Source organism: Kitasatospora sp. NPDC098652 (assembly GCF_044760155.1).
GTDB lineage: Bacteria > Actinomycetota > Actinomycetes > Streptomycetales > Streptomycetaceae > Kitasatospora.
The window spans coordinates 271,524-297,419 of record NZ_JBIWAQ010000006.1 but is presented as its reverse complement, the minus strand read 5'-3'; the positions used below and the strand labels follow the sequence as shown (position 1 = coordinate 297,419).

Annotated in this window: 22 protein-coding genes and 1 pseudogene; 16 read left to right on the top strand and 7 right to left on the bottom strand. The window is 72.9% G+C overall.

Features of this window, described 5'->3' with window-relative positions; translation table 11 throughout:
* Positions 1–1,209: a CaiB/BaiF CoA transferase family protein gene (locus ACIQWA_RS16815; protein ID WP_402483053.1), complete on the bottom strand. Its 1,209-nt coding sequence runs from the start codon at positions 1,207–1,209 to the stop codon at positions 1–3.
* A gap of 349 nt (positions 1,210–1,558) precedes the next feature.
* On the opposite strand from ACIQWA_RS16815, the gene ACIQWA_RS16810 reads away from it, so the two are divergent.
* From ACIQWA_RS16810 to ACIQWA_RS16790, 5 genes and pseudogenes are all read left to right on the top strand, one after another.
* Entirely contained in the window at positions 1,559–2,032 is a 474-nt protein-coding gene (locus ACIQWA_RS16810; protein ID WP_402483052.1) for a hypothetical protein, read from the top strand.
* 19 nt (positions 2,033–2,051) lie between these two features.
* On the top strand, positions 2,052–4,208 hold the full coding sequence (locus tag ACIQWA_RS16805; protein WP_402483049.1) for a hypothetical protein: 2,157 nt from the start codon (positions 2,052–2,054) through the stop codon (positions 4,206–4,208).
* A gap of 2 nt (positions 4,209–4,210) precedes the next feature.
* Positions 4,211–5,218 (top strand): hypothetical protein, encoded by a 1,008-nt coding sequence (locus ACIQWA_RS16800; protein ID WP_402483048.1) that lies wholly within the window; start codon positions 4,211–4,213, stop codon positions 5,216–5,218.
* A gap of 73 nt (positions 5,219–5,291) precedes the next feature.
* On the top strand, positions 5,292–5,831 hold the full coding sequence (locus tag ACIQWA_RS16795; protein WP_402483045.1) for a GNAT family N-acetyltransferase: 540 nt from the start codon (positions 5,292–5,294) through the stop codon (positions 5,829–5,831).
* 53 nt (positions 5,832–5,884) lie between these two features.
* Positions 5,885–6,827: pseudogene (locus ACIQWA_RS16790) on the top strand (IS5 family transposase).
* Positions 6,828–6,843: 16 nt separating this feature from the next.
* Here the strand turns inward: ACIQWA_RS16790 and ACIQWA_RS16785 are convergent.
* Positions 6,844–7,107 (bottom strand): hypothetical protein, encoded by a 264-nt coding sequence (locus ACIQWA_RS16785; RefSeq protein WP_402483043.1) that lies wholly within the window; start codon positions 7,105–7,107, stop codon positions 6,844–6,846.
* A 192-nt stretch (positions 7,108–7,299) separates the two neighbouring features.
* On the opposite strand from ACIQWA_RS16785, the gene ACIQWA_RS16780 reads away from it, so the two are divergent.
* The 4 genes from ACIQWA_RS16780 (at position 7,300) to ACIQWA_RS16765 (ending at position 12,154) form a co-directional block, all read left to right on the top strand.
* On the top strand, positions 7,300–8,355 hold the full coding sequence (locus ACIQWA_RS16780; protein ID WP_402483040.1) for a hypothetical protein: 1,056 nt from the start codon (positions 7,300–7,302) through the stop codon (positions 8,353–8,355).
* Positions 8,352–9,620, top strand: coding sequence for a sensor histidine kinase (locus ACIQWA_RS16775; RefSeq protein ID WP_402483038.1), 1,269 nt, complete (start codon positions 8,352–8,354; stop codon positions 9,618–9,620). The genes ACIQWA_RS16780 and ACIQWA_RS16775 overlap by 4 nt, the downstream gene beginning before the upstream one ends.
* Positions 9,617–10,306: a response regulator transcription factor gene (locus ACIQWA_RS16770; RefSeq protein WP_360237283.1), complete on the top strand. Its 690-nt coding sequence runs from the start codon at positions 9,617–9,619 to the stop codon at positions 10,304–10,306. The genes ACIQWA_RS16775 and ACIQWA_RS16770 overlap by 4 nt, the downstream gene beginning before the upstream one ends.
* Positions 10,307–10,603: 297 nt before the next feature.
* Positions 10,604–12,154: a S41 family peptidase gene (locus tag ACIQWA_RS16765; RefSeq protein WP_402483035.1), complete on the top strand. Its 1,551-nt coding sequence runs from the start codon at positions 10,604–10,606 to the stop codon at positions 12,152–12,154.
* A gap of 46 nt (positions 12,155–12,200) precedes the next feature.
* On the opposite strand, the gene ACIQWA_RS16760 is transcribed toward ACIQWA_RS16765, so the two are convergent.
* Entirely contained in the window at positions 12,201–13,808 is a 1,608-nt protein-coding gene (locus ACIQWA_RS16760; protein WP_402483033.1) for an ABC-F family ATP-binding cassette domain-containing protein, read from the bottom strand.
* A 541-nt stretch (positions 13,809–14,349) separates the two neighbouring features.
* Between ACIQWA_RS16760 and ACIQWA_RS16755 the strand changes: the two genes are divergently transcribed.
* The 4 genes from ACIQWA_RS16755 (at position 14,350) to ACIQWA_RS16740 (ending at position 18,865) form a co-directional block, all read left to right on the top strand.
* Entirely contained in the window at positions 14,350–15,567 is a 1,218-nt protein-coding gene (locus ACIQWA_RS16755; RefSeq protein WP_360237277.1) for a hypothetical protein, read from the top strand.
* Positions 15,568–15,703: 136 nt separating this feature from the next.
* Complete coding sequence (locus tag ACIQWA_RS16750; RefSeq protein ID WP_402483030.1) at positions 15,704–17,359, top strand: ABC-F family ATP-binding cassette domain-containing protein; 1,656 nt, start codon at positions 15,704–15,706, stop codon at positions 17,357–17,359.
* 82 nt (positions 17,360–17,441) lie between these two features.
* Positions 17,442–18,116, top strand: coding sequence for a nitroreductase family protein (locus ACIQWA_RS16745; protein ID WP_360237273.1), 675 nt, complete (start codon positions 17,442–17,444; stop codon positions 18,114–18,116).
* A gap of 146 nt (positions 18,117–18,262) precedes the next feature.
* The gene (locus tag ACIQWA_RS16740) at positions 18,263–18,865 is read left to right on the top strand and encodes a GNAT family protein (RefSeq protein WP_360237271.1); all 603 of its coding nucleotides are present in this window, start codon (positions 18,263–18,265) and stop codon (positions 18,863–18,865) included.
* A gap of 49 nt (positions 18,866–18,914) precedes the next feature.
* Here ACIQWA_RS16740 and ACIQWA_RS16735 read toward each other — a convergent pair whose 3' ends face one another.
* Positions 18,915–19,868 carry an aldo/keto reductase gene (locus ACIQWA_RS16735; protein WP_402483026.1) on the bottom strand — a complete coding sequence of 318 codons (954 nt, stop codon included), beginning with the start codon at positions 19,866–19,868 and terminating at the stop codon, positions 18,915–18,917.
* 327 nt (positions 19,869–20,195) lie between these two features.
* Here ACIQWA_RS16735 and ACIQWA_RS16730 point away from each other — a divergent pair, with 327 nt between their 5' ends.
* The gene (locus ACIQWA_RS16730; protein ID WP_402483023.1) at positions 20,196–21,716 is read left to right on the top strand and encodes a carbohydrate binding domain-containing protein; all 1,521 of its coding nucleotides are present in this window, start codon (positions 20,196–20,198) and stop codon (positions 21,714–21,716) included.
* A gap of 126 nt (positions 21,717–21,842) precedes the next feature.
* The gene (locus ACIQWA_RS16725; RefSeq protein WP_402483021.1) at positions 21,843–23,309 is read left to right on the top strand and encodes an SDR family NAD(P)-dependent oxidoreductase; all 1,467 of its coding nucleotides are present in this window, start codon (positions 21,843–21,845) and stop codon (positions 23,307–23,309) included.
* A 44-nt stretch (positions 23,310–23,353) separates the two neighbouring features.
* On the opposite strand, the gene ACIQWA_RS16720 is transcribed toward ACIQWA_RS16725, so the two are convergent.
* Both ACIQWA_RS16720 and ACIQWA_RS16715 read right to left on the bottom strand, forming a co-directional pair.
* Positions 23,354–23,806, bottom strand: a complete 453-nt coding sequence (locus ACIQWA_RS16720) for a hypothetical protein (protein WP_402483018.1) — start codon at positions 23,804–23,806, stop codon at positions 23,354–23,356.
* Between the two features lie 89 nt (positions 23,807–23,895).
* On the bottom strand, positions 23,896–24,639 hold the full coding sequence (locus tag ACIQWA_RS16715; protein ID WP_402483016.1) for an SDR family oxidoreductase: 744 nt from the start codon (positions 24,637–24,639) through the stop codon (positions 23,896–23,898).
* A gap of 129 nt (positions 24,640–24,768) precedes the next feature.
* On the opposite strand from ACIQWA_RS16715, the gene ACIQWA_RS16710 reads away from it, so the two are divergent.
* Complete coding sequence (locus ACIQWA_RS16710) at positions 24,769–25,398, top strand: TetR/AcrR family transcriptional regulator (protein ID WP_402483013.1); 630 nt, start codon at positions 24,769–24,771, stop codon at positions 25,396–25,398.
* On the opposite strand, the gene ACIQWA_RS16705 is transcribed toward ACIQWA_RS16710, so the two are convergent.
* Positions 25,377–25,895 (bottom strand): hypothetical protein, encoded by a 519-nt coding sequence (locus ACIQWA_RS16705; RefSeq protein ID WP_402483010.1) that lies wholly within the window; start codon positions 25,893–25,895, stop codon positions 25,377–25,379. The genes ACIQWA_RS16710 and ACIQWA_RS16705 overlap by 22 nt on opposite strands.
* Between the last annotated feature and the right edge of the window lies 1 nt (position 25,896).

The following is a 25,896-nucleotide window of genomic DNA, read 5'->3' as shown; positions in this document are numbered from 1 at the left end:
CTACTCCCCTTGTTCGGTCGCGGAGTTGAGAGGTTCGGTGGCACCGGCCGGCGGGTCGCACGGGTGCGCGGACGGCACGCGGTCGAGTGCCGGCACGCCCCAGTCCCGGGCCACCTCCGCGGTGTCCGCACCCGGCCGGGCCGGCGGGCGGCGCAGCGCCCCGGGGGTGACGGAGAACCGCGGGGCGGGGGCGGGCTGGGTGACGCCACCCGCCTCGACGTACGTGCCGCGCGCCGACAGATGCCCCTCGGCAGCAGCCTGACGCATCGTCAGCACCGGCTCCACGCAGGCGTCGGAGCCCGCGAAGACGGCCTCCCACTCGGCCCTGGTCCGGGTGGCGAAGCGGGCGGCGATCAGGGACCGCAGTTCGGGCCAGCGGGCGAGGTCGTACTGGCCGGGCGCGTCCGGGCCGAGTTCCAACAGGCGGACGAACTCCGCGTAGAACCGGGGCTCCAGGGCGCCCACCGCGAGGTGCCCGCCGTCGGCGGCCCGGTAGATCGCGTAGAACGGGGCACCGCCGTCCAGCAGGTTGACGCCCCGGCGGTCCTGCCAGTGGCCGGCCGCCAGCAGACCCCAGAGCATGCTGCCCAGGTGCGCCGCGCCGTCCACGATCGCGGCGTCCACCACCTGCCCGGCACCGGTGGCGCGGGCGTGGTGCAGCCCGGCGAGCAGGCCGACCACCAGGTAGAGCGAGCCGCCCGCGTAGTCGCCGAGCAGGTTCGCCGGGATCCCGGGCGGCGCGTCGGCCCCACCCTCCGCGGCGACCAGCCCGAGCACCCCGGCCACCGCCGCGTACCCGAGGTCGTGCCCGGCGGTGGCGGCCCGCGGCCCCTGCTGGCCCCACCCGGTCATCCGCCCGTACACCAGGGCCGGGTTGCGCGCCAGGCACACCCCGGGGCCCACCCCGAGCCGCTCCGCCACCCCCGGCCGGTAGCCCTCGATCAACAGGTCGGCCCGCTCGACCAGGTCCAGCACCAGGCCGGGCCCCTCCGGCGACTTGAGGTCCACCAGCACCGACCGCTTGTTCCGGTTGGTCACGTCGTACGCCGGGTCCGTCCCGAGCGGCGAGGGCTCCGGGCGGTCCACCCGCACCACGTCCGCCCCGAGGTCGCCCAACAGCATGGCCGCGAACGGCCCCGGCCCGATCCCGGCGAGCTCGACCACCCGAACACCCGCCAACGGGCCCGCACCGGCGGCCGGAGCGGTCACCGGACTGCTCGTCGGGCCGATTGCCGGGCTGCTCGTCGGGGCGGTCGCCGGACTGCTCGCCGAATTGCTCGCGTCACGCACTGGCCGCAGCCCCTCCGGGGTTTGACAGTAAAGCTGTAACACTCGCGATGATAGGGAAGCGACCCGCCGGTAACAAGCCCTCGCCCGCGCAGCCGCGTCGCCGATCCCCCGCCAATTCCCTCCTGACGAAACCTTGATGGAGCCGATCACGCCCGGTGCAACCGTCGGCACGGAGGGTGCGTCGGTGTACTGACGGAGCCGACCTGTACGGTCGTCATGCCGAAGGGGGTGCACGAACCCCCGCCGACCAGGGGAGGAACACGCAGACATGGGAAGCCCGTACTTCACCACCGGGCCGGTCGCCCCGGCCACGGACCCGATGCCGACCACCACGGCCAAGAAGTCGCCGTACGCCCCGCCGGCCCCGGCCGACGGCGGCAACGCCGTGCCACCCCTCCCCCTCATCCCGCCCGGCAAGGCCACCAGCCAGCTGGACACCCCGTACGAGCTCACCGCCTCCGCCGGAATGGCCCGCCAGATCGCCACCGACCTCGACGGCGCCAACAGCAAGGCCGGGCCCGGCGCGCACAGCCTCACCGAGTACGCGAGCACCGCGTCGACCAAGATCCGCGGCTTCTCCTTCGGCGGCGCCCTCACCGGCGCCACGGAGCGCTGGCTGAACCAGTGCAAGACCCTGCACGACAAGGTCAACAACGCGGCCACCAGCCTCGACCGCACCCGCGAGTACTACCACGGCAACGAGATCACCACTGTCGCCGACCTCCGCGCGGCCCGCCAGTAAGGACAGGGGAAACAGAGAGATGGTGTCCTTCAAGGAACTGCACGAGGCCGACTTCTCCGGGGTCTCCGACGCCGCCGAGGCGTGGGCCGGGGTCGCCAAGGCCCTCACCGCGCTGGACGGCCGGGTCACCAAGGACCTCACCAGCACCCCGCAGCGGGCTGGCTGGAAGGGCGAGGCCGCCGACGAGGCGACCAAGGTGATGCAGGGCATCGACGGCGACTTCAAGCAGGCCTCGGCCGTCGCCACCGCCCTCGCCGCGATCATGAAGACCGCCGCCGAGGACTTCACGGCCGCCCGCCGCGACCTCGACACGGCCCTCCACGACGCCCAGACCCAGGACCTGAGCGTCTCGGCGGACGGCACGGTCAGCTGGAGTCTGCCGAAGGAGGCGAGGAACGATCCCGACAGTGAGGTTCTCGCACGGGACATGGCCGCCAAGTCCAAGGCCATCTCGGAACGCCTGGCCAAGGCCGTCGAGAAGGCCACCGCCGCCGACCAGCGGGCCACGCTCCACCTCCAGAGCGACATCGGCACCAGCAACACCGCCTTCAACCCCGCCCCCGGCGGCACCGGCCCGATCGCCGACGCCAAGCGCGCCACCGACCTGATGTCGACGGCCGGCGGCCTGACCGGTGACCAGCTCAGGGAGCTGCAGACCCTGCTGGCCGCCAACGCGGAGAACAAGGACTTCGCCACGACGCTGCTCGGCGGCCTCAACTACGGCGGCAAGAAAGGCCCGGAGGCCTTCCTGGAGTACACCAAGATCTACGGCGACTTCGCCCACGGCAAGCACAACGCCCAGGGCTACCAGGACGTCTACGGCAACCTGTCGGTGCTGCTCGCCACCGCGACCCGCGACGGCGGCATGGGCAAGGACTGGGAGGCCGGCCTCTTCGCAGCCGCCCGCCGCCCCAGCGCCGGGGCAGTCGGGATGAACGACAACTACCCGGCCCTCACCGCCCTCATGGCGGCGAAGGGAACGTTCGACAAGGGCTTCGTCCGCAGGGTCGGAACCGATCTGCTCGACTACGAGGCCTCCACCAAGCTCAAGGGCGACGACCTCTGGGGTCCGCAGTTCTCCTACGACCCCCGCAACGCCGACCCGCTGGCTCCGCTCCTGAGGATGATGAAGGGCGACCGGGAGACCGTCCAGGCGTTCCTCGACCCCAGCGAGAACAAGAACCTCGTCCACCTGCTCAAGGACCGTGACTGGCTCGACCAGGACGAGGAGCGCAAGCTCCCCGCGGACGTCCTGGGCGACACCGCCCACAAGCTGTTCGCCGACATGCTGGAGGACGCCGCCACCAGCCACGGCCCCGACCGGAACCAGCACCCGGCCCCGCACGACCCGGTCAGCCAGCGGATCATGGACGAGACGGTCAAGACCCTCGGCGGCACCACCCCCGACGACCGGACCTCGGTGGCGGCGATCCTCCGCAAGCCGGTGGCCAGGATGTTCGCCGACTACGCCCCGGACATGTACCAGATCCTCGGCAACAACCTGCAGAGCCCGTCCGAGCCGAATGGGCTGACGGCCAAGGCGGAGCAACTCCTGCGCATGATCCGCGGCACCCTGGAGGACCCGGACACGTTCCAGATCATGCACAAGGCGCAGACCGAGGAGATCGCCCGCCGCCTCGACGCCTTCCGGCCCGAGGACTTCAAGCCCGATGCCACGGGACGTCCGGACCATGTCCTGTCCGCCTTCTCCGAGCAGTCCGCCAAGGTTCTCGGCGGGCTCGACGCGGCGTTCGTCAACGCGGCCACGGATCACGGGGACGCCGAGAAGGCCGGCATCGACTGGCAGCAGCGGATGCTCTACCACGCGATCGGAACACCCGTGAACCTCGCCCCGGACTTCCTGATGCCGGGGGTCTCGAAGGTGATCCCGCTGGGAGACGCGGCACAGCGCCTCGTCGACGTCGGGACCGCCGCGTGGGCAGAGCAGGCCAAGGCCCCGATCGACAGCGCCACCTCTGCCAGCGTGAGCGACCGCTACTCGGCGGGGCGCTCCGAGCTGGACGCGATGCTCGTGGGCAAGGCGAGCCAGTACGGCATCGATCCCAAGGACGCGGCCCGCGCCGGCACGGTGACGAACCATCTGCTGCTCGACGCCGGGCCCTTCTACGACAACGGGATCAACACCGCCTACCACGCTGCCTTCGGCAAGGGGTGACCGTGGCGATCAACCACGACCGGAACACCGACGCCCCCACCGAGCCGCGCCCCCGGCGACTGCGGGCCGCCGCCATCGCGACGGTCGCACTGGCGGCGTTGGCCGGCGGGACGGCACTTCTGACGGACAACCTGACCAACGCCTTCGGCCCCGACAGCGTGTGCGGTGGTGCGGTGAGCGCGGAGGCGGTGAACGACGCCCTCGGATGGGGCAAGGTCAGCGACACCATGTACGGCGACGGAAAGACCTTGAAGGCCGACGGCTCGTCCTGTGTGGCGAAGGTGAGCAGGGGGATCTTCGGAGACGACCGGTTCGTCGCCGTCGACCTCCGCAAGAGCTTGAACCTCACCCCGTTCGCGGTCGACGCGGAGTCGCAGTTGTTCGCCGCATCGGCGAACGGCGGCTCGGCCGGCGCTGTGCGCGATTCGTCCTTCGCCTACGCGCTGTTCCCGGCGGACTGCGACAGCGGGCAGCAGGCGACGGCCAAATCCCGTTCCTCCGACGCCCCGGGGCTCGCCAGGCTCGCCGTCTCGGTGGCCAACCGCGCTGCGGAACAACAGGGTTGTGGCAAGGAGCGGCTCCCCGCACCGCACAAACTGACCGCGGCGGGCACGGACCGTGCGCTCGACCGCAACGCCGTCTGCGGCCTGCCGGGACTCACCATGCCCGACACGCCCGGTGGCCCCGCCTACCGGGCGACCGTGACGCCCGGAACCGACCCGCTGTGGAGCTGCCGCATCCACTCGGACACGGACCCCAGGTCCTCGATCACCTTCACGATCGGCACCGATCCCAGACTCGTGGCGTCACCGACCGGCGACCCCGGGCCCACACTCGGCCGAGCTCAGGAAGTGGGAACGTTCGAGGCGGTGACAACCTGCCAGGGACGCCCCACCCGCTTCCGGTTCACACCGGATGGTCTCTGGGATCTCGTCCCGGACGGTACTGCGACCTGGAAGCAGTTCCTCACCGCCGGGGGCAAGGCGATCGGGTGTGAGCCGATCCTGTAGGAAATGGACGGGCGGGTGTCGGCGTAATGGTCTATCGTGCCGTTGGACCATTACGAACGACAGGGGAACCGCCATGACCACCACCGATCTGCCCGCCGATGCCCGGACGGTCGTCGCCGTGTCCGAGCGGTTGGTGTTGAGCCGGCCGCAGGAGGGGGACGCGGAGGCGATGTTCGCGATCCACGGGGATCCGGAGACCAACCGGTACAACCCGCACGGGCCGCAGCGGGATCTCGCGGCGGCGCGGGAGCAGTTGGCCGGGTTCGTGGCGGACTGGCCGCGGGACGGGGTGGGGTACTGCATGGTGGCGACCCGGGCGGAGCCGGAGGTGGTGATCGGGGTCGCCGGGCTGTTCCTGCACTCGCTCGACGGGGAGCCGGTGTTCAACCTGTACTACCGGTTCCGGCCGTCGGCGTGGGGCAAGGGGTACGCGGCGGAGGCGTGCCGGGCGGCGATGGCGGAGGCGCTGCCGCGATTCCCCGGGGTCCCGGTGACGGCGCTGATCAGGGCGGACAACCTGCCGTCGCGCCGGCTGGCCGAGCGGCTCGGGCTGATGCCGGACCCGGACGGGCGCGTGGACCAGGAGGACCGGCTGATCCACCGGATGGCCTAGGAGCTGTCCGGTCGATCATGTGACTGTCGGCTGGTCGGATCGTTGTTCCGTACATGGGGCGGGGAGAACGCGGCGATCTGTCGGATGTGGAATGGGAGCGGCTGCGGCCGTTCTTGCCGGTGAGCAACGGTCGGTGCGGGCGGTGGCGTGATCATCGGCAGGTGATCGACGGGATTCTGCACCGGGTGAGAACCGGGGTGCACTGGCGTGATCTACCGGAGCGGTTCGGGCCGTGGAAGACCGTTTATGAGCGCCATCGCTTGTGGTCGGCGGACGGCACCGGAAGCGGTTGCTGCAGCAGGTCCAGGCCGCGGCCGACGCGGCGGGCGAGATCGACTGGGACATCTCGGTGGACTCCACCATCGTCCGCGCGCACCAGCACGCGGCTGGCGCCCGCACCGACCCACCGCCGGCTCCCACCACCCCAAAGGGGGACGAGGGACTGGAACATCAGGACGAAACTCCGTGGCAGAGGCTTGTCGGCCGGCTGGCGGAGGTGGCGCGGGAGGCGAGGGCCTGGGCCGCTCGCGCGGAGGCTTCACCAGCAAAATCCACCTGAGCGCGGACGGCCTCTGTCGCCCGCTGTCCCTGATCGTCACGCCGGGGCAGCGGGCCGACTGCACCCAGTTCGTGCCAGTGCTGGAGAAGATCCGGGTCCCCCGGCTCGGTGCAGGCAGGCCCCGCAAGAAGCCCGACAGTGTTGTGGCCGACAAGGCCTACAGCAACGGCCCTTGCCGTCAGTACCTGCGGCGCCGCAGCATCCGACACACGATCCCGGAGAAGGCCGACAGCCAGGCCGCCCGCCTGCGCAAAGGATCGCGAGGCGGACGGCCACCGGGCTTCGACGAGGAGCGGTACAAAAGGCGCAACACCGTCGAGCGGGCCATCAACAAGCTGAAGAACTCCCGCGCCGTCGCGACTCGCTATGACAAGCGTGGCTACGTGTTCCTCGGCACGGTCACTGCGGCCGCGCTCGTCATCTGGCTGCGGTCCTGACGAGCACCGAGCCTGGTCACCATCCCGGATCGGCGGGGCGCTGGTGCCCGCACGGCACGAGGCTGCCGTTCTTGTCGACGACCTCAGCGTCGTTGGCCGAGTTCACCCACACCGTGATGCCCTGGGCATGGACAACGACGTTGAACGGTGACTCCTCGGGTTCCAGTTCCGTCACCACAGTGAACTCCTCACCGGGGCGCATCCAGTGATCAGTTCCCCAGGGCTCCACCCACAGGCAGAGCATGCTCTCGGTCTCGTTGCTCACGCTGGTCTTCGACACCCCGGAACCCTAACGAGCAGCATGATCGGCCGGACAGCTCCTAGCTTGGGGCCCGTCTTCGAACTCCCGCCTGCGGGGCGGCGTTGGGAGTTTGAAGACGGGCCCCAGGACCGGAAGATCCCCCGCCGGGGGGAGGGGGATCGCACCCCGGGCCGAGGCCGGGGCCCGGGGTGCGGCGGCAGCGTAGGGGGCATGAGGCACAAGGAAGACATGGTGCGGGGGGCGGCGGCCGGGATCGCGATGGCCGCCACGGTGCCCTATCTGACGCTGAAACTGCTGTGGCTGTCCGGCTCCCACGTGGGCGCGCGGGACGGGAAGGCGCTGGACGGCCTGTGGACGCTCAACCTCCTCACCTTCGGCATGGACGTGATCGCGCTGCTGCTCGCGCTCGCCTTCGTCCGGCCGTGGGGGCGGCGGGCCCCGGCCGCGCTGGTGGCGTTCCCGATGTGGGTGGCGACCGGCCTGCTGGGGACGATCCTGGTGGTCGTCCCGCTGGACCTGCTCGGCTCGCTGGTGTTCGGGGCGGAGCACCGAACCGCGGCGCAGCAGGCCGACGACGGTCTGGCGGGGTGGGTGTACGCCCTGGTCTACGGGGGCTTCGGGATGCAGGGCGCCGCCCTGTTCACCGCGTTCGCGCTCTACGCCCGCCGACGCTGGACGGGCCTGCTCCACGACCGGATCGGCGACCTGCCCGACTCCCCCACCCGCACTGTGCAGCGGGCCTTCGCCACGGTGGCCGCGCTGGTCGCGCTGGGGGTCGCGACGGCCCGGGCGTACTGGGCGGCGGGTGGGCGGGTGGGCCTGCCGCTGCGGATGGCCGAGGAGTACGGCCGGTCGATGGCGACGATGGACGCGGCGACCGCCGTGACCGCCGTCGCCGCGGCACTGGCCCTGCTGGTGCTGGTCTTCCGGATCGGGCCGCGACGGCGGCTGCGGGTACCGCTGTTGGTGGCCTGGACCGGCGCGGGCTCGCTGTTCGGCTGGGGCGGCTTCCTGCTGGTGGCGTTCGGGACCTCGACGACGGTGCCGGACCTGTCACGGGCCGTGCCGGGGTTCATGGCCCTGGTGGAGGCCGGGCAGTTCACGGCCGGGGCCCTGATGCTGGCCGTGGGCTCGGTGGCCCTGACCGAACGGGGGGCCGGCGCCGGCAGGTTGGCCGGGCCCCGCAGCGCTGACGGCCCCGGCGGCACGGACAGCCCCCGCAGCGCCGACGGCCCCGGCGGCACTGACGTAAAGTCGCCCGGGTGAGTACGGGGGGCGGCCGGATCCGGCGGGCGGGCGAGGTGTTGTTCGGGCGGCGGGCCCGACTGCGCTGGGTGCACCTGGTGCTGGGCGGCGCGCTGCTGATGCCCTACTACCTGTTGTCGACGGTGGGACTCGGAGCGCTCAACCCGAACCAGGGGCACGCCCGCCAACTCCTTTTGCAGATCCTGTCGTTGTTCACCTCGCTGCCGATGGCTGCGGTGACCGCACTGGTGCCGACCGTCCGCGGGCTGGAGGGCGCGGCCGCCCGGGCGCTGTGCGCGGTGGCCCGGCCGGAGGAACTGGCCACCGGGCCGTCCCGGTCCTGGGCCGCCCGGTGGCGGACCGCCGCGTTCTTCGGGCTGCACCTGTTCACCGGCGGGGTGGTCGCCGGGATGACGCTGGCCGGGACGCCCTTCGCGGTGGTGCTGATGTTCGGCCTCGTCGGGTCCAGGGATTTCGCCGGCTACTGGACGGACCGCTTCCCCGGCTGGATGCTCACCGGCCCCGCGCTGGGCCTGGCCGTGCTGCTGCTGATCGTCGTCAGCAACGCCGGCTGCGGTGCGCTGCTGGCCCGTTGGGCGCCCAGGCTGCTCGGCCCCACCCCGGAGGAGCGGCTTGCCGCCGCTGAACGGCGGGCCACCGTGCTCGCCCAGCGCAACCGGCTGGCCCGGGAACTGCACGACTCGGTCGGGCACGCGCTCAGCGCGGTCGGCATCCAGGCCTCCGCGGCCGCCCGGGTGCTGCGCACCGACCCGGACTTCGCCGCGGAGGCGCTGCGCGCGATCGAGGAGACCGCGCGCGGGGCCGTCGCCGAACTGGACACCGTGCTGGGGCTGTTGCGCGAGGAGGAGGACGGCGGCGCCGGACCGGCCGGGCCCACGCTGGCCGGGCTGGACGACCTGCTGCGCCAACTCGCCCGCACCGGCGTGACGGTGGACGCCGAGCTGGCGCCCGGCCTGGGCGCGCTGCCCGCCGAGGTCTCCCGCGAGGCGTACCGGATCGTCCAGGAGGGCCTGACCAATGTGCTCCGGCACGCCGGGGCCGCCCCGGCGGGGCTGCGGGTCGCGCTGGACGCGGGCCGGCTGGAGATCGAACTGACCAACCCGCTGGGCCCGGCCCGCCCGAGCCGCCCCGGCGGCGGGCGCGGGCTGCGCGGGATCGGGGAACGGGCGACGGCCCTGCGCGGCGGGAGCGCCGTGGGGCCGAGCGAGGACGGGACGACGTGGCGGCTGGCCGTGTGGCTGCCGCTGGGAGGGACTGGGGGATGAACGACGGCAACGGCGCGGGGGACGGGCCCGTCCGCGTGGTGATCGCGGACGACGAGCGCCTGGTCCGGATGGGCCTGCGGGTGGTGATCGACGCCGAACCGGACCTCTCCGTGGTCGGCGAGGCCGCCGACGGCGCCGAGGTCGTGCCGCTGGTGCGCGAACTGCGCCCGGACGTGGTGCTGATGGACGTCCGGATGCCCGGCATCGACGGGATCCGGGCCACCGAGCAGCTGGTCGGCGGGATGGCTGAGCCGCCGCGGATCCTGGTGGTCACCACCTTCGAGCACGACGACCACGTGTACGACGCGCTGCGCGCGGGCGCGGCCGGCTTCCTGTTGAAGCGGGCCCGGGCCGAGGAGATGGTGCAGGCGGTGCGACTGGTCGCGCGCGGGGACTCGCTGCTGTTCCCGGCGGCGGTGCGCGAACTCGCGCTGCGGCACGGCGCGGACGGCCGGCGGGGGGCCGCCGCGGACCGGGGGCCGATCGGGCGGCTGACCGAACGGGAGGGCCAGGTGCTGCGGTTGATGGCCACCGGGCTCAACAACGCGGAGATCGCCCGGCAGTTGGTGGTGAGCCAGGAGACGGTGAAGACCCACGTCGGCAGCGTGCTGGCCAAGCTGGGCGCCCGGGACCGCACCCAGGCCGTGATCGCGGCCTACGAGTCGGGCTTCGTCCTGCCGGGGTGAGGGACCGCGGGGGGCACGGCCCGGGCGGGTGGCAGCCGGGGCGGGTGGCAGCCGGGGACGCCTGTGCGCGACGGATTTTCCACCCGCCGTCAAAAGGGTTTGCCGTCCATCCCTCCCGAGGCGGTTCGCCCGGGCGTGCGAGTGCGCCCGGAGGAGGGGACGGGAGCGGCGCGTCGGATGACGCCCGGGCGGTGCGGGCGACCGTAGCGTCGTGGGCACGGCGGCGGAGGGGTTCCGCGGGGGAGGCCGGCCACTCGGCGGAGGCCGAAAATGAAGCAGAGTCGGCGGAGGCCGAAAATGAAGCAGCGCGGGCAGCGGCCGGACATGAAGCAGAGCCGGCAAGGGCTGGACCTGAGGTACGGGAAGGTCGGCCGGGCGGCGGCCACCACGACGGCACTGGCGACGACGGTGGTGCTCGCGACGGCGCTCGCGACAGTGATCGGGCCGACGGCCGGGACGGCAGCGGCCGCGGCCGAGGGGCGGCCGGGGAGTCCGCTGACCGGCGTCTGGCGGATGGACGGCTACGGCACGGTGGTCGCCGTCGACGGGGGCCGGCTGACCACCTACGACGTGACCGCGCACAGCTGCGTGCCCGGCTGGATCACCGCGACGCAGGCCGGCTCGCCCGGACCGGACGGCACCGTCCGCTACGTCATGGGCACCAACGCGGTGACCCTCACCCCGAAGGGCCGCGACCGGCTGGTCGACCGTGAGGAGGGCGGGGTCGGCACCAAGGACATGTACCGGATCCCCGCGCTGCCGGCGCTGTGCACCACCCCGGCACCGAACGACCCGCTCGCGGTCTTCGACCGGTTCTGGGAGGACTTCGCGGAGAACTACCCCTTCTTCGCGGCCAAGGGGATCGACTGGCACGCCGTCCGGGACGAGCAGCGGCGAAGGATCACGCCGACGACGACCGCCGACCAGTTGCAGGAGGTGTTCGTCGACATGCTGCGGCCGCTCGGCGACGCCCACACCGGGCTGGCACGGATCGTCGACGGGCAGCCGACACCGGCGTTCGGCGGGCGGCGGCCCGGCTCGACGGTGCGCACCAAGGAGCTGACCACCCGGGCCGGGGAGGCCGTCGCCGCCCAGCTCACCGGCCCGGAGCAACTCTTCGCCGGTGGGAAGCTCGGGGTGGGCCGGCTTCCCGACGGTGTCGGCTACCTGCGGGTCGGCAGCTTCGACGGCTACACCGACGGCGACTACCGCAGCCAGGTCGCCGAGTTGGACAGGGCGCTGGACGCCCTGCTCACCGACCCGGACGGGCTCACCGGGCTGGTGCTCGACGTCCGGCTGAACGGCGGCGGCTCGGACGCGCTGGGGCTGCACATCGCCGCCCGGCTCACCGACCGCCCGTACCTCGCCTACCGGAAGGTGGCGCGGAACGACCCGGCCGACCCGACGAAGTTCACCCGGCCCGTGCCCGTCCCCGTGGAGCCCTCGGACGGCGAGCACTTCACCGGGCCGGTGGCCCTGCTCACCTCCTCGATCTCGGCCAGCGCGGCGGAGACCTTCGCCCAGGCGCTGATGGGCCGCTCCCCGCACGTGACCCGGATCGGCGAGAACACCCAGGGCGTCTTCTCGGACGTCCTGATCAAGCCGCTCTCACCGGACTTCGCGGTCGTCCTGCCGAACGAGAAGTACCTCACCCGCAGCGGCGGCACCTTCGACGGCCCGGGCATCGCGCCGGACCTCCGGACCCCGGTGTACAGCCCCGAGGAGCTGGCCGCGCTCAAGGACTCCGCCCTGAGCACGGCCCGCCGGGTGCTCGCCGAGGACGCCCGAGGCGACCAGGGCGACCAGGGCGACCAGGACCGCCAGCGGCAGCACCAGCCGCGCCAGTAGCCAGTAGCCGTACCAGTAGCAGTAGCCGTCGCAGTAGCAGTAGCCGCTACATCGGATCCACCGCCCTCAGTTCGCCGTCCAGCTCCAGCCACCTGGTCAGCCCCAGGCCGCGCAGGAAGGGCAGGTCGTGGCTGACCACGATCAGCGCGCCCCGGTAGGCGGCCAGCGCCTGGGTGAGCTGGCGGACGCTGGCGAGGTCCAGGTTGTTGGTCGGCTCGTCGAGCAGCAGCAGCTGCGGCGGCGGGTCGGCCAGCAGCAGGGCGGCCAGTGTCGCCCGGAAGCGCTCGCCACCGGACAGCGTGCCGACCGGCTGCTCGGCCCGGGCGCCCCGGAACAGGAAGCGGGCCAGCCGGGCACGGATCGCGTTGTCCCCGGCGGCGGGGGCGAACCGCTTGACGTTCTCCACGACGGTGAGGGCGTCGTCCAGCAGGTCGAGCCGCTGCGGCAGGTGGCGCAGCCCCTCCGGGGTGGTGATCTGCCCCTCCAGCGGGGAGAGTTCGCCCGCGATGGTGCGCAGCAGCGTGGTCTTGCCGGAGCCGTTGCGCCCGACCAGGGCGATCCGCTCGGGGCCGCGCAGGTCGAGGTCGACGGTGGCGCCGAAGGGCAGCCGGACCTTCTGCAGGGTGAGCACGGTGCGCCCGGCCGGCACCTCGGTGCGCGGCAGGTCGATCCGGATCTCGGCGTCGTCGCGCACCGCCTCCTCGGCGGCGGTCAGCCGCGCCCTGGCCTCCTCCAGTCGTTCGGCGTGCATGCCGGTGAGCCGGCCGGCCGTCTCCTGGCCCTTGCGTTTGAGCATCCCGGCGAAGATGTGCGGGTCGTTGCGGGTGACCGAGCGCTTCTTGCCGTAGCTGGCGCTGCGGTCCAGCCTGGTCCGGGCCTCGGCCAAGTCCCGCTTCTGGCGCTGGACGTCGGCCTCGGCGTTGCGCAGCAGTCGCTCGGCCGTCTCCTGCTGGGCCGCGAGGGTGCGCTCGTAGTCGTCGTAGTTGCCGCCGTACCACGTCACCCCGCCGTCCCGGAGGTCGGCGATCTGGTCGACGTGCCGGAGCAGTTCGCGGTCGTGGCTGACGATCACCATGGCGCCCTGCCAGCCGGCCACCGTCTCGTAGAGCCGCTCACGGGCGGCCCGGTCGAGGTTGTTGGTGGGCTCGTCCAGCAGCAGCACGTCGGGGCGGCGCAGCAGCAGGGCGGCCAGTCGCAGCAACACCGCCTCACCGCCGGAGAGTTCGCCGGTGGTGCGGTCGAGGCCGAGGCGGCGCAGGCCGAGCTTGTCGAGGGTGGCGCGGGCGCGCTCCTCGACGTCCCAGTCGTCGCCGACGGCGTCGAAGTGCCGCTGGTCGGTGTCGCCCGACTCGATGGCGTGCAGGGCCTCGCGGGCGGCCCGGATGCCGAGCGCCTCGTCGACCCGCAGGCCGGTGTCGAGGGTGAGGCCCTGCGGCAGGTGGCCGAGTTCGCCCTCGACCCGGACGGTGCCGCCGGTGGGGGTGAGTTCGCCGGCGATCAGCCGCAGCAGGGTGGACTTGCCGGCCCCGTTGAGGCCGATGAGTCCGGTGCGGCCGGGGCCGACGGCGAGGTGGAAGCCGTCCAGGACGGGTTTGCCGTCGGGCCACTCGAACGCGAGGTCGGTGCAGAGGACGGCGGTGGTGGGTTGTGCCATGCAAGGCCTCCCGGGTGGTTGCTGAAGGGGTGACGAGCAACACGGGGAGACACCGCGGGTGCGGAACCGGGACGGCCGGAGAACAGGACGGCGCGATGACGCGCCAGGGGGCCGTGACTGAGGTCGCACACTCGCACACCACGCGGCAAGGGCTACGGCTGCGGCCGCGAGAACGAAAGCGGCAACGGCAACGGCAGCGGGGCCTGCGTGGCGGGGGCGGTGTCCCGGGACCTCAGTAGAGCAACGGCCTTCTCCTTGTCTGGCGGATGACGCGAACCACGCTAGGAGCCCCGACGGACGCGTGCAACCGATTTATCCGGCGGCTCGATCCGGCCGCCGCAACGCCCGGGCGAATTCGGCCACGGCAAAGCCCCCGTGCCGATCCGGTGCCGATCCGGTGACAGCCTCGTACCGGCCGGGGGCACCTGTAAGGAGTTCCTTATCCGCATGGCAGACTCCTCACCTGCCATACCTGCGGCCCCAGCCGGCCGTACCCGAGGACCGGGCCGTATGGCGGTAGTCAACAGGGGGATTTGAACTCATGTCACCGATATCCCGGCCGAGCCGTGCCGTCCTCGGCGCCTCCGTCGCCGCGCTGACCATGGTGGTCGCCACCGGCTGCGGCCCGGACAACAGCGACCCGGCCGGCGCCCAGACCTCCGCGCCGTCGGTCGCGGCCAGCACCTCCGGGAAGCCGGGCGCGGCTCCGATCAAGCTGCCGACGGTCCAGGAGCTGAAGACCTGGAAGCTCGAGGACTGGGACAAGTGGGCCCAGGCCAACGTGATCACCCCGGCGACCAAGGGCTACTGGACCCTGCAGAAGCTGCTGAACGCCAAGCCGAAGCCGCTGCCGCAGGCGCCGGCCCAGCCCACCGGGCAGCCGACGGGCGCCGCCCCGGCCCAGCCGACGAGCGCGGCCCCGGCCCAGCCCACCGCCGCCCAGCCGCCGACCGGTCCGGACCAGCTGCCCTCGGTCGTCGCCGCCAAGCCCGTGGCGCACCCGTTCCCGAAGAACATGCACGTCAACGGCAAGATCTTCTTCAAGGACGGCAACGAGGACTACGTCTGCTCCGGCACCGTCGTCTCCGACCCGGCCAACCCGGGCAAGAGCAACCTGGTGTGGACCGCCAGCCACTGCCTGCACGGCGGCAAGGGCAACAAGTACTACACCGACATCACCTTCGCCCCGGCCTTCAACAGCAACGGCGTGCTGAGCAACGGCAACAAGCAGAAGTCCAAGCTGGACGACGCCGAGCCGTACGGCGAGTGGGGCGCGACCGCCGGCATGGTCTCCCCGCAGTGGACCCAGGAGGCCGACCCGGAGAAGGGCGGTCCGTGGAGCCAGTACGACTTCGGCATCATCAAGGTCGCCAACCCGGACCCGAACGGCAAGTCGCTGGAGGAGACCGTCGGCGGCTCCGTGCCGCTGTGGTTCAACGCCCCGCGCGACCAGCTCGCCTCCGTCGCCAACTACGGCTTCCCGGAGGGCAAGCCCTTCGACGGCGTCGAGCTGGAGCACTGCGACGGCGGCAAGCCGGCCGCGAAGCCCGGTGACCCGAGCCGCCCGGCGATGCTGATGATCGGCTGCAACATGACCGGCGGCAGCAGCGGCGGCGGCTGGTACACCACCAAGGACGGCAAGCCGGCCCTGGTCAGCGACACCTCCGTCGGCAACGGCGCCAACACCTACGAGGCGGGCCCCTACCTGGAGGACGTCGCGGCGCACATGTTCGACTACTTCTCCAAGAAGGCCAAGTGACCGTTCTCCGAGAAGGCCGGTGACCGAGGGCTGAGACCCGCCCCGGTCCCGTGCGGGGCCGCGACTGCCGGAGCGCAGTCGCGGCCCCGCCGGCTTTTCCGGCTCGGGGCCCGCTCCTCCTACAATCGGCTCCATCATGAGCGCGACACTCGTAGTCAAGGACCTCGCCGCCGGTCACGGCGAACGCACCCTCTTCTCCGGCCTGGACCTGGTCGTCGCCCCGGGGGACGTGATCGGCCTGGTCGGCGTGAACGGCGCCGGCAAGTCGACCCTGCTGCGGCTGCTGGCCGGCCTGGACACCCCCGAGGGCGGCTCGCTGCGGCTCAGCCCGGCCAGCGCCAACGTCGGCCACCTGCCGCAGGAGCCGGAGCGCCGCGAGGGCGAGTCGGTGCGCGACTTCCTGGCCCGGCGCACCGGCGTGGCGGCCGCCCAGGCCGAGCTGGACGAGGCCACCGAGGGCCTGGTCGAGGGCCGCCCGGGCGCCGACGACGCGTACGCGACGAGCCTGGACCGCTGGCTGGACCTCGGCGGTGCCGACCTGGACGAGCGGGCCGAGGAGGTGGCCGACTCGCTCGGCCTCAAGGTCTCCCTCGACCTGCCGATGACGGCGCTCTCCGGCGGCCAGGCGGCCCGCGCGGGCCTGGCCTCGCTGCTGCTCTCCCGCTACGACGTGTTCCTGCTGGACGAGCCCACCAACGACCTCGACCTGGACGGCCTGGAGCGGCTGGAGTCCTTCGTCAAGGGCCTGCGCGCCGGCACCGTGCTGATCAGCCACGACCGCGAGTTCCTGGCCCGCACCGTGACCAAGGTGCTGGAGCTGGACCTGCACCAGCAGCAGGTCAACCTGTACGGCGGCGGCTACGAGGCGTACCTGGAGGAGCGGGCGGTGGCCCGCCGGCACGCCCGCGAGGAGTACGAGGACTACGCCGACACCAAGGCCTCGCTGGAGGCCCGGGCGCAGATGCAGCGCAACTGGATGGAGCACGGCGTCCGCAACGCCCGCCGCAAGGGTGGCGACAACGACAAGAACGCCAAGGCGAAGCGCACCGAGTCCACCGAGAAGCAGGCCTCCAAGGCCCGGCAGACCCAGCGGATGATCGAGCGGCTGGACGTGGTCGAGGAGCCGCGCAAGGAGTGGGAGCTGCGGATGGAGATCGCCACCGCGCCGCGCTCCGGCTCGGTGGTGGCCACCCTGCGCGCGGCCGCCGTCAAGCGCGGCGACTTCGCCTTCGGCCCGGTGGACCTGCAGATCGACTGGGCCGACCGGGTCGCCATCACCGGGGCCAACGGCGCGGGCAAGTCCACCCTGCTGGCGGCCCTGCTCGGCCGGCTCGAACTCGACTCCGGCAGTGCCGTGCTGGGCTCCGGCGTGGTGGTCGGCGAGGTGGACCAGGCGCGCGGGCACATCTTCACGAACAGGCACAGGCTGGGCGGGGAGCCACTGGCGGACGCCTTCGCGGCCGCCGTACCGGAGCTCACCGAGGAGGAGGTGCGCACCCTGCTGGCCAAGTTCGGCCTCAAGGCGGTGCACGTGCTGCGCCCGGCGAGCACCCTCTCCCCCGGCGAGCGCACCCGGGCCGCGCTGGCGCTGCTGCAGGCCCGCGGGGTCAACCTGCTGGTGCTGGACGAGCCCACCAACCACCTGGACCTGCCGGCGATCGAGCAGCTGGAGTCCGCGCTCGCCTCGTACACCGGCACCCTGCTGCTGGTCACCCACGACCGGCGGATGCTGGACACGGTGGCGGTGAACCGGCGGATCGAGGTCCGGGACGGCCGGGTGCACGAGCTGTAGGTCCGTCGAAGCGCAGTCGGCCGCTCCGGGAATTGGTCTCTACCTCTTCCCGGAGCGGCCGTCATGTGCTGTGCTGTCGGCCATGGTTGACAGCACAGTGGCAGGGACGCCCCACCCGACCGTCCCGCTCACCCCGATGACGGTGCCGGCCCACCAGGCCGAGGCCCGCAGCAAGGCCTTCCACGACGTGATGGCGCAGCGCCGGACCGTCCGCGACTACTCCACCGAACCGATCCCGGACGGGGTGGTCGAGTGGGCCGTCCGCACCGCGAGCACCGCGCCCAGCGGCGCCCACGTCCAGCCCTGGCGCTTCGTGGTGATCACCGACCCGGAGCGCAAGCGGCTGCTGCGCGAGGCGGCCGAGGCGGAGGAGCGCGAGTTCTACGGCCACCGGGCGTCCGAGGAGTGGCTGGCCGCGTTGGCGCCGATCGGCACCGACTGGCACAAGCCGTTCCTGGAGGACGCGCCGGCCGTGATCGTGGTCTTCGAGGTGCACAAGGGCCCCAACTCGCCGCGCCCGTACTACACCAAGGAGTCGGTGGGGATCGCGGTCGGACTGCTGCTGGCCTCGCTGCACCAGGCCGGGCTGGCCACGCTGACCCACACACCGAGCCCGATGCGCTTCCTCAACGAGGTGTGCGGGCGCCCGGCGGAGGAGCGGGCCGCGTACGTGATTCCGGTGGGCTACCCCGCCGAGGGGGCGCGGGTGCCGGACCTGCGGCGCAAGGAGCTGGACGAGGTGATGATCCGGCTTTGACGCGCCGGGCGGCGCGCCCGCGGGACGCGCCCCTAAGCGCACGGCGGGGCGCGTCCGAAGCGCGTCGCCCGCCCCCGCCGGTCGGCGGGACGGGATGCGCCCCCGTCCGGATGTGGCAGGTCCGGGCCAAGGACATAATCGCCGCCATGAGCCCCGCACTGCCGCAGTCCTGCGAGCCCGCCCGGGCGGCACCCGAGGTGACCACCGGACGGCCGCCCGAACTGCTGCGGCTGCCCGGCGGCCTCTCCCTGCACCGCCGCCGCAGCGCCCACGCACCGGCGCTGCACCGGGCCGTCCGGGCCAACCTGGAGCACCTGCGGCCCTGGCTGGACTGGGCGGCCGAGGTCCCCACCCGGGCCCGGACCGCCGAACGGACCAGGGCCGGCACCGCCGCCTGGGAGGCCGGGACGGACTTCATGTACCTCGCCGAGCTGGACGAGGCCCCCGGCCGGGTGGTCGCCGCCCTCGGACTGCACGCCCGGATCGGCCCGGGCGCGCTGGAGATCGGCTACTGGGTCGCGGCCCGGCACGTCGGCCGCGGCATCGCCACCGCCGCGGCCGGGGCACTGACCGAGGCCGCGCTGGCGCTGCCCGGGATCGTCCGGGTGGAGATCCGCTGCGACCGGGCGAACGCCGCCAGCGCGGCCGTCCCGCGCAAGCTCGGCTACCGGCTGGACCGGGTCGCCCAGGCCGCCGTCCGGGCTCCGGGCGAGACCGGACGGCAGCTGGTCTGGGTCATGGAGCGGTGACCCGGAGGCGGTGACGCCCCGCGCGCGGTGGCGGTGAGGCCCGGGGCGCTCAGTAGCGCCCGCCCTCCGGGGCCGGCAGCGCGTCCAGCTCGGCCAGGTCGGCCGCCGAGAGCTCGAGCGCGGCCGCGCCCACGTTGTCCTCCAGGTAGCGCGGCGTCTTGGTGCCCGGGATCGGGAGGACGTACCGGCCCTGCGCCAGCACCCAGGCCAGCGCGACCCGCGCCGGGGTGGTGCCGAGCCGCTCGGCGACCTCCCGGACCCTGCCGACCAGCGCCAGGTTGGCCTTGAGCGCGTCCTGCTGGAAGCGCGGCAGGCGGCGGCGGAGGTCGTCCTCGGGCAGCTCGTCGAAGGAGGAGATGCTGCCGGTCAGGAAGCCCCGGCCGAGCGGCGAGAAGGGGAGGAAGGCGATGCCCTGCTCCTCGGTGTACGGCAGCACCTCGGCCAGTACGTCCCTGGTCCACAGCGACAGTTCGGACTGCACGGAGGCCACCGGGTGCACCGCCTGGGCGCGCCGGATCTCCTCGACGCCGACCTCGGAGAGCCCGATCCGGCGGGCCTTGCCGGCCTGGACGGCCTCGGCGAGCGCGCCCCAGGTCTCCTCGATCGGGACGGCCGGGTCGACCCGGTGCAGCTGGTACAGGTCGACGTGGTCGGTGCCGAGCCGGCGCAGGCTGTCGTCGATCGAGCGTCGCACGTGCTCGGGCCGGCCGTCGCGCACGTCCGGGCCGCCGCCGCCCGGGACGATGCCCACCTTGGTGGCGAGGAAGGCGCGCTCGCGGTGCGGGCCGGCCAGGGCGGCGCCGACCACCTCCTCGTTGCTGTACGGGCCGTAGACGTCGGCGGTGTCGATCAGGGTGACGCCCAGGTCGAGCGCCTGGTGGATGACCCGGACGGACTTCTCGTCGTCCCGGCTCCGGACGTCGTAGGCGTGGGTCATCCCCATGCAGCCGAGGCCGATCACGCCGACCTCCGGGCCGCCGCTGCCGAACGAGACGCTGCGCATGACGGTGCTCCGATCTGTGGTTCCGCTGAGCCGAAGTGGATCAACGCCACCAGCTTCCCCCTTGGAGTGCACTCAAGGTCAAGTCTCCGGCCCGGTACGGCCATCGAACCGCGGCTCGGCCGAGCGGCCGGCCTCCTTAAACCCTCCCTAAAACCTGCTCCCGCAAGGCTCCGAACCCCGGGAAGTGCTTGACGTGCACAGCTGGTCTAGTCCAGTTTGATGCTCAGCACCGTGCTCCTCCCGCACCGGAACAGCCCCCATGCTGCCGCCCGCCCCGTGTCTCCCCCTTCGCGGCGCGGGCGGCCCCACGCTCCGAGAGGCACCCCCATGCCCAGCGCGCCCCAGCACGCCCCCACCCACCGCCGCCCCGCCGGCCGGACCAAACTGCTGAGCCTCGCCGCCGCCACCGTGCTCGCGGCCGGCGGCCTCGCCACCCTCGCCGGGAACGCCGGCGCCGCGGACGCCAACCTGCTCGCCAACGGCGGCTTCGAGAGCGGCGCGCTCGACCCGTGGAGCTGTTCCGCCGGCACCGGAAGCATCGTCAACTCCGGTGCCCACAGCGGAGCAGACGCCCTCAAGGGGGCGGTCGGCGCGAGCGACACCGCGCAGTGCGGCCAGACCGTGAGCGTCCGGCCCAACACCACCTACACCCTGAGCGCCTGGGTGCAGGGCCGGTACGTCTACCTCGGCGCCACCGGCAGCGGCGTCACCGACCCCGCCGTGTGGACCCCGGGCGGCGCCGACTGGCAGCAGCTGTCCGCCAGTTTCACCACCGGACCGAGCACCACCAGCGTCAACGTCTACCTGCACGGCTGGTACGGGCAGGGCGCCTACCTCGCCGACGACGTCGCCCTCACCGGCCCCGGCGGCGGGCCGACCACCCCGCCGACCGGGACGCCCACGAGCACGCCCACCGGGACACCCACCGGCACGCCCACCGGCGGCCCGACCACCCCGCCGCCGAACGTCGCCCTCCCCGTCGCCCCGTACATCGACATGGGCGCCTGGCCCACCCCGTCCATGCCCGACATGGCCAAGGCCGGCGGCGTCAAGGGCTACACCATGGGCTTCGTCACCGGCGTCGGCTGCAAGGCCAGCTGGTTCAACGCCTACGACCCGCGCACCGCCTGGGCCAAGGACCAGGTCGACGCGCTGCGCGCGGCCGGCGGCGACGTCAAGCTCTCCTTCGGCGGCGCCAGCGGCACCGAACTCGCCGCCGCCTGCACCTCGGTGGACTCGCTGTTCAACGAGTACGACGCGGTGGTCAACGCCTACAACCTGCGCTACGTCGACTACGACATCGAGGGCGCGGCGATCGCCGACACCGCCTCCAACGACCGCCGCTCCGCCGCGCTCGCCAAGCTCCAGCAGGCCCACCCCGGCCTCAAGGTCTCGCTCACCCTGCCCGTCCTGCCCGAGGGCCTGACCAGCGAGGGCGTCGCCATCGTCAAGTCCGCCCGGGACGCCGGGGTCGACCTGGACCTGGTGAACATCATGGCGATGGACTACTACCGCTCCGGCAGCGACTACGGCAACGCCGCCGTCCAGGCCGCGCAGGCGACCTTCGGCCAGCTCAAGGCGCTCTACCCGGCGAAGACCGACGCCCGGCTGTGGGCCATGGTCGGGGTCACCCCGATGATCGGCGAGAACGACGACCACCAGGTCTACAACCAGGCCGCCGCCCAGCAGTTGGTGACCTTCGCCCAGCAGAACCACCTCGGCCTGCTCGCCTTCTGGGACGCCACCCGGGACGCCAACGCCTGCACCGGCGGCTCGCTGGCGAAGTGCACCAACATCCCGCAGCAGCCGTACGAGTTCGCGAAGATCTTCAGCAAGTACACGGGCTGACGACACGACTGTCGGAGGTGCCGGCGGACCAGGGGGCCGCCGGCACCTCCGCACGTAAATTGGCATCCCATCCTCCCGGACCGTCAACTACAGTCCCTCCCACCTGTACGGAACGAGGGGGCGGACATGACGGTCCGGGACGACCACAAACAGCTGATCACCACCACCACGACCAGCGAAGCCGCCTCTGCGGCGGGCCTCACCCCCGAGGAACTCAGCGCGTTCAGCCTCACCCTGGGCCGGCTGCGCGGCCTCCCCTCCCACGACCGGACCCGACTGGTCGCCGAGCGCCAGCTCACCTCCTTCGTGACGGAGAGCCGCAAGCGCCGCCGCCAGGAGGCCAAGGAGGCCGTCCGGCAGGCCGACGCCGCCCTGCTCGCCGCCACCGCGACCGGCGCCCGGCAGCGCCGTGAGGACGCGCCGCTCGCCCCGGCCCCGGGAGGACCGGTGGGCGAACTGCTGGCCCCGCGCCGGTGCTACGTCTGCAAGCAGCCGTACCGGCAGGTCGACGGCTTCTACCACATGCTTTGCCCCGGCTGCGCGGCCGACAACACGGCCCGCCGCGAGCTCTCCACCGACCTGCGCGGCCGACGGGCGCTGCTCACCGGCGGGCGGGTGAAGATCGGCTTCCAGCTCGCCCTGATGCTGCTGCGGGACGGCGCCGAGCTGATCGTCACCAGCCGCTTCCCGCAGGACACCGTCCGCCGCTTCCGTGCCGCCGAGGGCAGCGCGCAGTGGTGGGAGCGGCTGACCGTGGTCGGCATCGACCTCCGGGATCCGCGCCAAGTCCTCGGCCTGACCGAGCAGTTGCGCACCGACGGACGGCCGCTGGACATCCTGGTCAACAACGCCGCGCAGACCCTGCGCCGCCCGCCGGAGTCCTACGCCCTGCTGGCGGCGGGCGAGTCCGTGCCCCTGCCGGGCGCCGACCTCCGGGCCATCACCCACGCGCCCGGCTTCCGGCCGTTCGCCGACGCCGCCCGACTGCCCTCGGGCGCGGGCGCGTTGCCGGACCTCACCGACGAGGTCGGACTGCTGCCCGACCTCACCGACGGGGCCGGACTGCTGCCGGACCTCACCGACGAGGCCGGACTGCTGCCCGACCTCGCGCCCGCCAACTCGTGGTCCGCCACGCTCGGTTCGCTCGACCCGACGGAGCTGCTGGAGACCCAGCTGGTCAACTCCCTGGCCCCGGCCCTGTTGTGCGACCGGCTGCTGCCGCTGCTGCTCGCCTCCCCGCACCCCGCCCGCTACATCGTCAACGTCACGGCGGTGGAGGGCCGGTTCGCCGTCCGCAACAAGACCGCGCGCCACCCGCACACCAACATGGCCAAGGCCGCGCTCAACATGCTCACCCGCACCAGCGCCGCCGAACTCGCCCCGCAGGGCGTGCACATGTGCGCCGTCGACACCGGCTGGATCACGGACGAGAACCCGGCGCCCAGGAAGGCCCGGATCGCCGCCCGGGGCTTCCGCACCCCGCTGGACATCGTGGACGGCGCGGCCCGGGTGTACGACCCGATCGTGCGCGGCGAGGCCGGGCACCCGGTGTCGGGGGTGTTCCTCAAGGACTACCGGGTCGCGGAGTGGTGAGGCGGTGAGGCGATGAGGTGGTGAGGCGTTGAGGTGGTAACAGCTCAGGTGTCGTAGCAGCCGTGCCAGGGCGCGTGGAAGCCGAGGCCGTCGGGGTGGAGCTCGACCCAGGGGCCTTCCTCCTCGTCGTCCTCGTCGTCCTCGTCGTCCTCGTCGTCCTCGTCGTCCTCGTCGGTTTCCTCGTCGTCGAGGAGGAGGCCGAAGAGCACGCCGTCGACCTCCACGGAGAACTGCGCGATCGCGATGTCCCCGTACGCGCGCTCGGGCAGGGCGTCCAGCCACTCCCCCAGCAGCCGCCGGGCCTCCGCCGCCGTGCCGACGGCCCGGATGCTCGACTCCAGGTGCCGACCGTCCGGGTCGAAGCGGTGCAGCACCGCGTACGGCCGGCCGTCGGCCCACACGGCCGAGGCGAAGAACTGGCCGCCCTGCCAGCGGCCGATGGTGTCCGTGCGCCCGCCCGGCTCGTGCCGGATCGGGATCAGTGCGGGTACGTTCATGCTCGAACCCTAGGCCTGACCTGCGATGACGGCCCGCCCGGGGTGCCCCGGGCGGGCCGTCGCGCCATTCAGTGATCAGCGACCAGTGCTCAGCGGCCGGTCGGCAGGTTGGCCCCGCCGGTGCAGTCGAGCACCACGCCGGTGACGAAGGTGTTGGCGGCGAACATCTGGATCGCCCGGGCGACATCCTCGGGGCGCCCGACCCGGCCGACCGGGGTGGTGGCGGCCAGGCCGTCGAAGAGCGCGGTGCGCTGCTCGGCGGGGACGCGGTCCCACCACGGGGTGTCGATGACGCCGGGCGAGACGGCGTTGACCCGCAGCGGGGCGAGTTCGACGGCCAGCGGCGGGACCATCGCCTCCAGGGCGCCGTTGATGGCGGCCAGTCCGGCGGTGCCGGGGATGGCAGCGCGGGCCGAGGCGGCAGTGATCAGGGTGACCGAGCCGTCCTTGCGCAGGTGCGGCAGGGCGGCCTGGAGGACGCGCACCTGCGGCCAGAACTTGGCGTCGAAGCCGTGCGCGAGCTCGGCGAGGTCGAGCTGGGCGAAGGGGCCGCTGCCGGCCGCGCCGCTGACCGCGACGACCAGGTGGTCGACGGTGCCGGCGCCGGTGAAGAAGGCCGCGAGGGCGGCCGGGTCGGTCGCGTCCAGTTGCGCACCCTCGGTCTTGCCGCCGATCCGGGCGACGGCGGCGTCCAGCTTCGCCCGGTCGCGGCCGGTGATGACGACCTCGGCGCCGTCGGCCGCGAAGGCGGTCGCGGTCGCCTCGCCGATGCCCGAGCTGCCGCCCATGACGACGACGCGCTGTCCGGCGAAGAGGTTCGATGCAGTGCTCATGGTTCTGGCCCTTCCGGCTTGATCGGGAACTTGTCGAGACCATCGGTTCCGGTAACGATGTTTGCCGAGACTGCTAGTCTTGTCAAGCGGGAAGAGGAAGCACGGGGACAGGAAGAGAGGGACACCGCCATGAACGAGACCGACGCCCAGGCCACCCGGCCGCACACCGGCCGCCGCCGCAACGAGGCGGCCCACCGGGCGATCCTCGACGCGGCGCTGCACCTGCTCGCGGAATCCGACGGCACGCCCGTCACCATCGACGCCATCGCCCGCGCGGCCGGCGTCGGCAAGCAGACCGTCTACCGCTGGTGGCCCTCCAAGGGCGCCGTCCTCCTGGACGCCCTCACCGACCGCGCCGACCAGGACGTCACCGACCACCCCGACACCGGCGCACTCCGCACCGACCTGCGCGCCTTCATCGGGACCACCTTCGACGCCGCCCAGCAGAGCACCACGGCCTCCGCGCTGCGCACCCTGGTCCGCGAGGCCGCCCGCGACCCGCACCTGGCCGAACTGATGCAGGCCTTCACCGCCACCCGGCGCGACGCGCTGCACGAACTGCTCGCCCGGGGGCGCGAGCGCGGCGAACTGGCCGACCACGCCGACCTCGACCTGATCGTGGACCAGATCTACGGGGTGTTCTGGTACCGCTTCCTGCTCGGCCACGGCCCGCTGGACCCGACCGTCGCCGAACGGCTCGCCGACACCCTGGTCGCCGGCAATGACCAACCGGGCGCTCAGGCGGTGCGGCGGCGGTAGTACGCGACGCCGAGGGCGATGGTGATCGGCCCCCACAGCCCGGCCGGGGTGACGCAGACCCGGTACAGCGCCTCCCACCAGCCGTTGTCGAACCCGACCTCGTCCAGCACGCCGGCCCAGGCGAGCGGCTGGAGGCCGAAGAGCCCGAACAGCACCAGCCCGCCCAGCACCGTCGCGACCAGCGGCCCGAGCGGCGGCACCCGGCGCCCCCGCAGGAGCGGCACCCAGCGCGGGAACACCTCGCCCCAGCCGCTGACCAGGCCCAGGGTGAGCAGCGCCAGCCCCTCGGTCACCAGGCTCAGGGCGAACACGTACGGGGCGCCGAACCACGGGAAGGGCGGGCGGCCCGGATCGACCGTGCCCATCTCGAAGTCGAAGGCGAACGGCAGCCGCCACAGGCAGTGCGGCAGCAGGATGAACGGCAGGGCCTTGGCCAGCCGCAAGGCCCAACGGGGGACGGGGCGTTCGGTGTCACCGACGGGGATGTTCTTCCACATG